This window comes from Candidatus Eisenbacteria bacterium, from assembly GCA_016867495.1.
Classification (GTDB): domain Bacteria; phylum Eisenbacteria; class RBG-16-71-46; order CAIMUX01; family VGJL01; genus VGJL01.
The window spans coordinates 1-10,922 of record VGJL01000081.1 but is presented as its reverse complement, the minus strand read 5'-3'; the positions used below and the strand labels follow the sequence as shown (position 1 = coordinate 10,922).

8 protein-coding genes are annotated in these 10,922 nt (G+C 67.8%); 2 read left to right on the top strand and 6 right to left on the bottom strand.

What is annotated here, in order from left to right; translation table 11 throughout:
* Positions 1-2,273, top strand: a 2,273-nt coding sequence (locus tag FJY88_08590) for a hypothetical protein (GenBank protein ID MBM3287390.1), incomplete at its 5' end; no start/stop codon positions are given.
* A gap of 21 nt (positions 2,274-2,294) precedes the next feature.
* Here FJY88_08590 and FJY88_08585 read toward each other — a convergent pair.
* The 4 genes from FJY88_08585 to FJY88_08570 are packed head-to-tail and all read right to left on the bottom strand — an operon-like array spanning position 2,295 to position 6,671.
* Positions 2,295-3,416: a DegT/DnrJ/EryC1/StrS family aminotransferase gene (locus tag FJY88_08585; GenBank protein MBM3287389.1), complete on the bottom strand. Its 1,122-nt coding sequence runs from the start codon at positions 3,414-3,416 to the stop codon at positions 2,295-2,297.
* Between the two features lies 1 nt (position 3,417).
* The gene (locus FJY88_08580) at positions 3,418-4,491 is read right to left on the bottom strand and encodes a Gfo/Idh/MocA family oxidoreductase (GenBank protein MBM3287388.1); all 1,074 of its coding nucleotides are present in this window, start codon (positions 4,489-4,491) and stop codon (positions 3,418-3,420) included.
* Between the two features lie 27 nt (positions 4,492-4,518).
* Positions 4,519-5,874: a glycosyltransferase family 4 protein gene (locus FJY88_08575; protein MBM3287387.1), complete on the bottom strand. Its 1,356-nt coding sequence runs from the start codon at positions 5,872-5,874 to the stop codon at positions 4,519-4,521.
* Positions 5,871-6,671 carry a class I SAM-dependent methyltransferase gene (locus tag FJY88_08570; protein MBM3287386.1) on the bottom strand — a complete coding sequence of 267 codons (801 nt, stop codon included), beginning with the start codon at positions 6,669-6,671 and terminating at the stop codon, positions 5,871-5,873. The genes FJY88_08575 and FJY88_08570 overlap by 4 nt, the downstream gene beginning before the upstream one ends.
* Between FJY88_08570 and FJY88_08565 the strand changes: the two genes are divergently transcribed.
* Entirely contained in the window at positions 6,623-9,220 is a 2,598-nt protein-coding gene (locus FJY88_08565) for a hypothetical protein (protein MBM3287385.1), read from the top strand. The two genes, FJY88_08570 and FJY88_08565, sit on opposite strands and share 49 nt — an antisense overlap.
* Here FJY88_08565 and FJY88_08560 read toward each other — a convergent pair.
* Both FJY88_08560 and FJY88_08555 read right to left on the bottom strand, forming a co-directional pair.
* Complete coding sequence (locus tag FJY88_08560; protein MBM3287384.1) at positions 9,193-10,401, bottom strand: glycosyltransferase family 4 protein; 1,209 nt, start codon at positions 10,399-10,401, stop codon at positions 9,193-9,195. The two genes, FJY88_08565 and FJY88_08560, sit on opposite strands and share 28 nt — an antisense overlap.
* Positions 10,401-10,922 (bottom strand): UDP-N-acetyl glucosamine 2-epimerase (locus FJY88_08555; GenBank protein ID MBM3287383.1); only part of this gene is annotated, 522 nt, incomplete at its 5' end. The genes FJY88_08560 and FJY88_08555, both read right to left, overlap by 1 nt.

The following is a 10,922-nucleotide window of genomic DNA, read 5'->3' as shown; positions in this document are numbered from 1 at the left end:
CGGGGTGGTTCCCCGCCGGCAGCGTCCTTCTGATCGAGCATCAATGGAATCTCCCCGGACGCGGCTTCGTGCCGATCGAGTGGTGGACCGACAGCACCCCGAATCAGACGGAGAACGGGGTCTACAACAGCATCCAGTGGGTCCTCGCGATCAAGCGGATGCATGTCGTGGAAGCGGCGGGCAACGGAAACGTGAACCTCGACGGCCTCAACTGGTTCGGCGACTCGGGAGCGATCATCGTAGGGGCGGGCGGGGCCTACGCGGGGGGGACCTATCCGGAGGGGAATCTCCAGAGGCTCTCCTTCTCCAGCTACGGGGCGAGGGTCGATCTGCAGGGTTGGGGAGAGAACGTGGTCACGACGGGCTACGGCTACCTCTACAACGCCGAGGGCGTCGACTACCGTTACACGGACCGGTTCGACGGCACCTCGAGCGCATCCCCCATCGTCGCCGGCGCGGTAGCGTGCTGCTCCGGATACCACAAGGCGAACATCTCCTCCCGCTTCCCTCTGCATCCCGCCTACATCCGCGATGTGCTGAAGGAGACCGGCACGCCCCAGGTCACCCCGCCCGCCGGCAACATCGGCCCCAGGCCGAATCTCCGGGCCGCCTTCGCGCGGCTGGACGAGTGGGTCGACATCACCGCGGCGCCGATCAACAGCACGGGGGGATCCCCCTCGTGGGCGGACTATGACGGCGACGGCGACCTCGATCTCTTCGTCGCCCGCTTCCGCCCCGCCGGCAATAGCCTCTACCGCAATGACGGCGCCGGCCTGTTCGCGGACGTCACGCCCGAGATCCTGAGACAGTCCTCCCTCGACAATTACGGCGGCGTCTGGGGCGACTACGACAACGACGGCGACCTGGACCTCTACCTTCCGAACTACAACTCGGGATGCAGCAGGCTCTTCCGCAACGACGGCGCGGGGGGCTTCTCCGATGTCACCTCCGGCCCTCTCTTCTGCCAGGGCGTGGGGCCCTCTCCGACCTGGGTGGACTACGACAACGACGGCGACATCGACCTCTACCTAGCGCGCTCCACCGCGGCCAATCGGCTGCTGCGCAACGACGGCGGCGGCGTCTTCACCGATGTGACGAGCGGCCCGGAGGGGTACAACGGTTATACGACGCGGGCGGCGTGCATCGACTACGACAACGACGGCGACATCGACATCTACCTGAACATCTGGAATGCCGCCAACAAGCTCCTGCGCAACGACGGCGGCGCCTTCGTCGATGTCTCGTCCGCCCCTCTGAATATCGTGGAAGGCACTTCCTCCTGCTGGGGCGACTACGACAACGACGGCGATCTCGACGTCTACCTGGTCATCGGGACCTGGGGCGTCCCGAACAGGCTCTTCCGCAACGACGGCGGGGGGACGTTCGTCGATGTGACGGCGGCGCCGATCAACGACACGCAGCACTGCGTGGAGGCCGCCTGGCTCGATGTCGAGAACGACGGCGATCTCGACCTGTACCTCGTGAACAGCGGCGATAGGAGCCGCCTCTTCCTGAACGATGGAGCCGGCAACTTCACTGACAAGACCCCGGGCCTTCTCATCTGGGAGGGCTACAATTGGACGAAGTTCTCCCGAGCCGATTGCGACAACGACGGCGATCTCGATCCCTACTTCACCCACTACAGCCCTGCCAACTGCAATACCCTCCTTCGCAACGCCTCCACCGGCTCGAACCACTGGCTCCAGGTCAGACTGATCGGAAGGAGCAGCAACCGCGCGGGGATTGGAGCGCGCGTCAAGGTCGTGACCGGGCGAGGCCAGCAGGTCCGGTACGTGACATCGGACCAGATGGAGCAGGATCTGATCGTCACCTTCGGCCTGGGCAGTCAGACTGCGGTGAGCGCCCTCGAGATCGAGTGGCCGGGAGGGGACACGCAGCAGATCACGGGCGTGGCCGCCGATCAGCGGCTGGTCGTCATCGAGGGGCTCGACCCGGCTCCGGTCGCCGGCCCGCTCCTGGTTCCCGCAATCACTCGCCTCCATCCGGCGGCCCCAAACCCGCTCCGCGGCCCCGCTCCCACGGTCATCCGCTATGACCTGGCCGCAACGGCCCCCGTGCGACTGGTTCTCTTCGATCTCTCGGGCCGCGTTCTTCGGGTCTTGCGGGAGAGGAGCGAGCTGGGGCCGGGCAGCTTCTCGTCCGTCTGGGACGGGCGGGACGACCAGGGGCATCCGGCAGCCCCCGGAATCTACTTCTACCGGCTGGAGGCCGGGGCGTATCGCGACAGCGGGAGGGTTGTCAAGCTCGAGTGAGGCGGTTCGCCCGCGCCGGCGTCAGCGCATCGCCGCGCGGAGCCCCTCCACGACCTGATCGATGAGCGCCTCGGTGATCTCCGGATAGATGGGCAGCGAGAGACAGCGGCTCGCTGCCCTTTCCGTTGCCGGCAGGGAGCCCGATCGGTATCCCAGGTGCCTGTAGGCGGGCTGCAGGTGAAGCGGAACCGGATAATGCACGCCCGCGTCGATCCCGCCCGCGCGCAGGCGGGAGAGGACCGCGTCCCTGTCGTCGACCTGGATGACATAGAGGTGATAGACGGGGACGACGTGCGCCGGATACCTGTAGATCTCGACCCCAGGCAGTCCCGCGAGGCGCGTGTCGTACCAGGCCGCGGCGCGCCGCCGCGCCTCATTCCACTGCTCCAGATGGCGGAGTTTGACCCTGAGGACGGCGGCCTGGATCCCGTCGAGCCTGTAGTTGTAACCCTCCTCGTCGTGGAGGTACTTGTCCCGCCTGCCGTGATTCGAGAGGTTGCGCAACCATGTCGCGGTCGCCGCGTCCCGGCATGTGACCATGCCTCCGTCGCCGTACGCGCCCAGGTTCTTGCCTGGGTAGAAGCTGAAGCAGCCGAGCGGGGCGATCCCGCCGGCGCGCCTGCCTCGATAGGTCGCGCCATGCGCCTGCGCCGCGTCCTCGATGACGGCGATCTCCCCCTCGGCGGCGGCCGCGAGGATCGCGTCCATCTCCGCCGGGCAGCCGTAGAGGTGGACGGGGAGGATCAGCTTCGTGCGGGGCGTGATCTTGCGGCGAAGATCGTCGACCGACATGTTGCCTGTGGCCGGGTCGATGTCACAGAAGACGACCCGGGCCCCGCAGCGGACGATCATCTCCGCCGTCGCGATGAACGTATGGGAGACGGTGACGACCTCGTCGCCCGGCCCCACGCGCGCGCCGAGGAGCGCCAGGTGGAGCGCGCTCGTTCCCGAGGAGACCCCGACGGCCGCCGAGGCGCCGCAGAAGCCGGCGAACTCCTCCTCGAGCGCCTTGACCTCGGGCCCGCCGATGAAGGCGGTGGTCTCGAGCACGCGGCGCATGGCCTCGTCGATCTCGCCCCGGATCGCGGCATACTGCGCCTTCAGGTCAACGAGCGGGATCTTGTTCGCGGTCTCCGTTCCCATCCTATCTCCTCCGCCCCTCCGGAACGCCAAGCTTGCAACGCTTGGGCTCGAATCGCAGGAAGACCTCCTGCCCGGTCTCGATCGATTCATAGATGGCGTTGATCACCTCGAGGCTCCTGCGTCCCTCGATGCCGTCGAGAAGCCCGCGCCGATCGGACTGCAGCGTCGCGATCGCGTCGAGATAGAAGGCCCTGTGGTTGTATCCGAACTCCGAGGGGTTCTTCCCGTGGTCTTCGAAGACGGATGCGTCTTCCGGCCGCGGGTCCTTGAAACTCCAGGTCTTGAGATCGTTCGCCGAGAAGCCGCCGATCTCGACGGTCCCCCCCTCGCCGTAGAGGGCCAGGGATCCCTCCAGGTCGCGGGGTTGCGCGCAGGTGGTCGCCTCCACCACTCCGTAGCCGCCGTTGCGGAAACGCATCAGGACCACACCCGTATCCTCGGTCTCGATATGGTGCAGAACCGTCCGGCCCCGGGCGAAGACCGAATCGACATCGCCCATCATCCAGATCAGGAGATCGATGTGGTGGCTCGCCTGGTTCGTGAGCACTCCGCCGTCCTGCGCCCAGGTGCCGCGCCATGCCTCCTCGTTGTAGTAGTCCTGAGTCCTGTGCCAGAGGACCCGTACCGTGCCGAGGAAGATGTGGCCCAAACGATCCGACTCAAGGGCGCGTCTCAGCGCCTGAACGGGCCTGTTGTAGCGGTTCTGTTGGACGACGAAGAGCTTGACCCCCCGGCGATCGCAGGTCTCGATCAGCCGATCGGCCTCGTCCAGACGCAGCGCCAGGGGCTTCTCGATGATGACGTGCTTGCCCGCGCGCGCGGCCTGCATGCCGAGATCCGCGTGGGTGCCGCTGGGCGTGCAGATGGCTACGGCCTGGACCCTGGGATCGCCGATGGCGCGGCCGATGTCGGTGGTGGCGGTGCATCCGGGAACGGAGGCGGCCAGCTCCTCGGCCCTGGACCGCGTGGGGTCGCACGCATAGAGGAGCGCGACATCGGGCAGGGCAGGCAAGATCTTGGCGTGCTTTCCGCCTATCTTCCCGCAGCCGATCAGCGCAAACCCGATTCCACCCATCGTTCCTCCCCTCCTCCCCGGATGATCCTAGCAGCAGGAGGCTGGATCCGATATGCCCCTCGTGATCTCATCGAGCGCAGCGACGAGGCGCCCTGTGAGCCTCTTGCGGCCAAAGGCTGCGACGGCCTCCTTGTCGGGGGAGTCGAGGACCGGCTCTCCCGCCAGGTGGCGCCTCCAGAGGGCCCGCAGCGTCTCGAGCAATCGACCCTCGTCCCCGGGGGGGAGAATCGTCCCGGCCCGGCAGGTCCGGATCAGATCGGCCGCCTCCCCTTCGGGGCCGATCGCAAGCACCGGCGTGCCGCTCCCGAGGTACTCGAAGAGCTTGCCGGTCAACATGCCCCGCGACTGTCTCTCTTCCCCGATGAAGAGGAGGCAGATGTGGGCCCGCATCAAGAGGCGGAGGGACTCCCTGTGGGGGAGGTAGCCCGGGAATCGGACCATGCGGCTGAGGGGCGGCGAGCCGAAGGCCCCGGCGACATCGTCGTCGACTCTCCCCGCGAGAATGATCTCGGTCCCTTCGGCGAAGCCGGGCTCCTCACGACAGAGAGTCGAGAGCGCTTCCCTGAGCGGCCGCGGATCCCTGGAGGCGAAGAGGCTTCCGGTGTGAACCAGGGTCAGTTTCTCGGGAATCTCCCGCTCGAGGCCCTCGAAGTCCTCTTGGTCGAAACCGTTCGGAATCGTAAGGAACCGCTCTGCACCCGGCTCTCCGTGTCGCTCGCGGAAGTCGTCCAAGATCTCGCGATTCACGGAGACGACTTTCGTGGCCTCGCGCACCACGCTCCGCTCGAGGCGCTCGTCGATCCAACGGGCTAGGGCGGGCCGCTCCGGATAGAACGGCGCCCGGGTCCACGGATCCCGGAAGTCGGCGACCCACGGCAGGCGAAGCCGGCTCCGGATCTTCCGGGCGATCAGATGGCCGGTGAAGGGGGGGCCGGAGCTCATGACGGCAAGGGCTCCCTCTCGCCGCGCGAGCCCGAGTCCGGGCCGAACGGCGTGCGGGATCCATCCGACGCGCCCGTCCGGGATGAAGAGGCTGGCCCTGATCCAGCGGAGGATTCGAGCCGATGCGCCCTCGCGGCCGCTGCGCGTGCTGATGTCGAGGGGGCCCCGAGCCTTCGAGATCCCCTTGTAGACTCCGTAGAACTCCGTGATCCCGGTTCGAACGACGCGCGCGGCGGCGGGGATGTCGCAGAGCAATGTCGGATCGAGAACAGGGTAGGCGGCGTCCTCGCGCACGGTCAGGATCAGCGGCCTCCAGCCGAAGCAGGGCAGGTACTTCGCGAACTTGAGCATCCTCTGGACGCCCGGGCCTCCTGCGGGAGGGAAGTAGTAGGTGACGAGCAGGACGGAGCGCTCGGCCGAAGGGATGGTTTGACCGATCACGCCGCGCCGCCTATCCTGCCGTCTTGGCGTCTCTCGAGGAGCACCAGGACCCAGTACGGACGCCTTGGGCTCAGAAGCCGATTCACTCCATCGAGCATAAGGGAAGGGAGATTGTGCCGGAATCGAGGGAACTCGCGGTTTCCGCAGGCGGGACAGAGCCCTCGCGTCTCGCCCGGCCCGCTGTAGAAGCGACCTGCGAGACGATGTCGCAGCCAGAGGAGAGGCCTGAGATATCCTCGCACCCGTTGTCCGCCGTTCTTGACGGAGAGAGGGGCGAACTCCGGGAAGAGGGAGGCGATGCGGGACTCGTCGAAGCTCTGAAGATGGTGGCTGCGGTTGAAGATCTCTCCGCATCTGGGGCACCTGAGGGCGTTGCGAAGCGGGTTCTCCCGGTCGGGCGTCCCGATCAGGATCCAGCGCCGCGCCACGCGGGAGAGTTCCGCGCAGCAGGCCAGGACCGACGCGCCGTCCAGATGCTCCAGGACCTCGAGGGCGCAGGCGACATCGACGCTTCCGGACCGCAGCGGCAGCCGCTCCCCCAGGGCGCAGACCCTCGGCCCCTCGAACGCTGCGAGAGCTCTCCGGCTCGGATCAAGCCCCACGACCGACCGAGAGAGGGCGAGCGCCCGGAGGAGGACTCCGTTTCCGCACCCCACGTCGACGACGCTCTGCGCAGCCTGCGGGAGCATCGAGAGGACGATCCGGTTGCGCTCCTCGAGGTAGGGGTTGTCCCCGAAGGCGTCCCAGGATGCGGCCTCCTCGAAGAGCGCGACCGTGTCGTGGTTCCTCGGACCCATCGAAGGATTCTCCCCCCGCGCGGCAGGTCGATGCTCGCTCGAATCAAGCAGGTCCCAGAGAGCCTAGCCGCCGGGGCCGGATCGTTCAACGGTGTGCGCGGGCCGCGCGGGCCCGCTGTGGAGAGGCATCCCTGGCATTGCGCCCGGCGACATCGCCGGGACCGGAACGGGGGAGGGATAGGATGACCCAGGACCGAGGCATGATCGAAGGCGGCGGGAAGGGCCGTTCGGCGCTTCTCCTCGCTCTGGCGGCGATCGCTCTGCTGCCTCTCCTCTTCTACGCATCGATGATCTTCGGCGGAGAGGAGCCGGCAGCGGCCGACACGATCAGCGTGCGCCCCTTTGGGGTATGGGGAGTCGAGGCACAGCGCTCGCTGGGCGAGGTCCCTCAGTGGATTCCGCATCTCTTCGCGGGAATGCCCTCCTACGGAAGCTATGTCTACACGCCGGCGAATCCGCTGAGCCCGATCGACTGGCTTCTGAAACCCCTCAAGGGATCGAGGGGAATGCGCTACTACCTCCTGTTCCTCCTCGGCGGGGTCTCGGCCTTCTTCCTCTTCCGCCGGCAGGGAGTGAGCGTCCCCGCCGCCGCCGCGGCCGCGCTGGGATTCGTCCTCACTCCCTATGTCCCGGGCGTGGTCGAGGCCGGCCACAGCACCAAGCTGCGCGCCCTCATGCATGCGCCCCTCGTGCTGCTCGCGCTCGATCTGCTGCTGGAGCGCCCCGGCCCGCTTGCCGCCGCGGGCCTCGCCCTCTCCCTCGCGATGCTCGGCTGGTCCAACCATCCGCAGATCTTCTACTACGCCGCGATGGTCGCGATTCTCTACCTCGCCGGGCGATTGCTCGCCGAGAGAAGAGCGTGGCCGGCGGCGCGTCTCATGAAGCTCGCGGCCTTCCTCGCCGCGTCGGGGGCAGCCGCCTTTCTCCTGATGGCGGAGCCGGTGCTGGCTGTTCGCGAGTACGCCCCGTACTCGATCCGCGGTTCATCGGAGGGGGGAGGGACTGGCTGGGACTACGCCACCGCTTGGTCCTTCCCTCCGCGGGAGCTCATCAGCTTCCTCTTCCCCGAGTTCTTCGGGTTGAAGGGGGCGACCTACTTCGGACCGCTTCCGTTCACACAGAGCACCCACTACTTCGGGATCCTCTTCCTGGCCGCCGTGCTCCTCGGATTCGCCGCCCGGCGCGACAGCAGGAGCTGGATCTGGTTGGGGATCTCCCTGGTCATCCTGCTGGTCGGTTTCGGCGAGCACTTCCCCGTTCTCTACAAGCCCTTCTATCACCTTCTTCCCTACTTCAATCGCTTCCGCGTCCCTTCGATGATCTACTCCCTCCTGCCCTTGACTCTCGGGTTGCTCCTGGCGCGGGGTCTCGACTCTCTCCCCCTGGGAAGAACACAGGCGCGGCGCGGCGGGAGACAGCCATCCGGGCGCCGGTGGTACCTCGCCGCCGGGGCGGCTCTGGCGATCGCCTTGATCGCCCTGGTCGTCGGACTCGCCTCGAGGGCGGCGGGCCCTTCGGGGACCGGCTGGGTGCGGCCCGGCGAGCTCCAGTCCCTCTCCCCGGCCGATCTCGCGGGGCTGCGCGCCGAGCGATGGGACCTGAGGATCGCTTCGATCGTGCGCGGGATGATCCTGCTCGGCCTCTTTCTCGGCGCCGTCCCGCTGCTCCGCAGGCTGCGCCCTCCAGCGGGGGCGGCTGTCTTGGGCGCCATCCTCGTCGTCGATCTCATCCTGGTGGGAGGCAAGTTCGTCGAGACGGTAGACCGCGGCCAGATCGAGGCGACCCTCAAGAAGGGTCCCGAGATCGCCTTCCTGCAGGCGCAAGAGGGGCCTTTCCGCGTCTTGCCGATCGAGGAGGCCTCATCCAACCGGTTCGCCGCCTTCGGAGTCACGAGCGTGGGCGGATACCAGCCGGCCAAGCTGCGCATCTACCAGGACCTGCTGGATCGGCAGCTCCTCCAGTCACCGTCGGTCCTCTCGATGCTGAATGTCCGCTACCTGCTCGCCTCAGTCGATCCGGAGCATCCCTCGTTCCGGCGGGTCGCGGACGGAGTCTACGAGTACGCCGATTGGCTGCCCAGGGCCTGGTTCGTCCGGGGATGGACGGTCGGCTCCGATCGGGAGGACGCGCTGCGGATGATCGCTCGGCCCGACTTCGATCCGGAGGCGAGGGCCGTCTTCGTCGGGAACGAGGCCCCCGATCTCCCCCGGGACGGACTGCCGGCGCGGGAAGTCCGGATCGAGGAATCCAGCCCTCGAACGGTCAGACTCCAGGTTGGGGAGGGGCCAGGCCCGGGCCTTCTTGTCGTGAGCGAGATCTACTACCCGCCCGCATGGACGGCGACGATCGATGGCCGTCCCGCGGAGATCCTGAGGACGAATCACTGCCTGCGGGCCTTGGTCGTCCCGGAGGGCGCGCGATCGGTGGAAATGCGCTGCGCGTCGCCGGCGTTCCGATGGGGAAGGAACCTGAGCAGGGTCGGGGCGCTCGCGCTCCTGGCGCTCGCGGGGGTCGGACTCCTTCAGCGCCGCCGTTCGAGCTCTCGGTAGAGCGCAACAAGGCGTCCCCCGTCGAGGCTCCAGTTGTACTTCCGCCGCACCGCTTCCCGTCCGGCCTCTCCCAGGGCCGCCCGGGCTGACGGGTCGGCGAGGCGCGCCGCGGCCTCCGCCAGCGCCGCCGGATCCCCGGAGGGAACGACGATTCCGGCCCGGCACTCCTCGACGATCCTCCTGAGGGGTCTGCAGTCGGAGACCAGCACCGGCCTGCCGAGCAGCATGTAGTGGAAGAGCTTGTGCGGGATGGTCGTGTCGGTGTGGTCGTTCCTCAGGTGCGGAATCAGGCAGGCGGCCGAGGCGGAGATGTAGCTGGGGAAGCGCTCGAAGGGCTGCCATCCCTCGAAGGCCACGCTCCGCGCGACGCCGAGACGCTCGGCCTCGGCGCGCAGTTGGCTCTCGGTCGAGCCCGTCCCCACGAGGAGGAGCAGGGCGTCCGGAACGGCGCGCAACAGGGCCGGCATCGCCCGCACCGCCGTCTCGATCCCCCTGTGACGCTCGAAGCCTCCCAGATAGGAGACGACGAAGCGGCCCGCGAAGCGCTCCACGATCCGGGGGTCGATCCCGAAACCGTCGAACTCATCCTCGTCGACCGTGTTCTGAACCACCTCGATCCTGTCGGATCGAATCCCCATCCCGATGAGCCTATCGCGCGCCTCCTCGACGACGACGATGACGCGCTCGGCGTGGGGGAGAGCCCGCCGCTCATGTTCCGCCCAGCGCGAGGGGGAGATCAGGATTCGGCCGGGGAAGCGCCGGGCGTACCCGTAGGTCGCCAGGGCGGCGGGCCAGTTCTCGTGGAGATCGGCCACCACCGGCACGCCCGCCTTCCGGCCGGCGCGGAGGCCCTCCGCGACCATGGGGAGATCGTGGAGATGGAGGATCTCGATTCCGGAGCGCTTCATCAGGGAATCGAGGGCGCCGCGCAGAGCCCACCTGTAGGCGGGAAGGTCGAGGCTTAGCGCCGAGGCCTTCCTGTAGAACCAGCGGGGCATCAGGAGCCGGTGGAGCGTGATTCCCCGCCAGTCCTCGATCTCCGGCTGCTCGCGGCCGTGGCGCAGGCAGAGGATGTGGACCTCGTATCCCGCCCCGGCCAGGGATCTCGCCTCGTTCGACACACGGGGATCGGGCGGGAAGGTCCGGTCGAGGAGCATCCCGACCCGGAGGGATCGTCCCATCAGGCGTAGATCCTCTCGAGGATCTCGACGATCCGGCCCGCCGCGCGGCCGTCCCACAGATCGGGGATTCTGGGATGGGCAGGCGGCTCCGCCAGCGCCTGATCGACGGCGTCGAGGACGCGGCGGGGATCGGAACCGACGAGGCGATTGGTCCCGGCGCTGATCGTGATCGGCCGCTCGGTGTTCTGCCTCATCGTCAGGCAAGGAATCCCCAGGACGGTCGTCTCCTCCTGGATTCCCCCCGAGTCGGTCAGGACGATCCGCGCCCCCATCATCATGCGAAGGAAGTCGATGTAGCCCTCCGGAGGGCGGATGTGAATGGCGGAGCCCGCCTCGAGGCCGGCGAGCATGCCTCGGTCGGCCAGGCAGGCCCGGGTCCTCGGGTGCACCGGAAAGACGACCGGAAGGCGGCGCGCCGTTTCGGCAAGGACTTCCACGATCCGCCGCAGATCCTCCTCCTGATCGACGTTCGAGGGGCGGTGGAGGGTGACGAGGGCGTATCCACGCTCCCTGACGCCGAC

Excerpts from the sequence above, each read along its gene's own strand:
- FJY88_08580 (MBM3287388.1), bottom strand. The coding sequence starts at position 4,491 with ATGGGTGGAATCGGGTTTGCGCTGATCGGCTGCGGGAAGATAGGCGGA.
- FJY88_08565 (MBM3287385.1), top strand. The coding sequence starts at position 6,623 with ATGCGGCCTCCTCGAAGAGCGCGACCGTGTCGTGGTTCCTCGGACCCA.
- FJY88_08560 (MBM3287384.1), bottom strand. The coding sequence starts at position 10,401 with ATGGGACGATCCCTCCGGGTCGGGATGCTCCTCGACCGGACCTTCCCG.
- FJY88_08585 (MBM3287389.1), bottom strand. The coding sequence starts at position 3,416 with ATGGGAACGGAGACCGCGAACAAGATCCCGCTCGTTGACCTGAAGGCG.
- FJY88_08570 (MBM3287386.1), bottom strand. The coding sequence starts at position 6,671 with ATGGGTCCGAGGAACCACGACACGGTCGCGCTCTTCGAGGAGGCCGCA.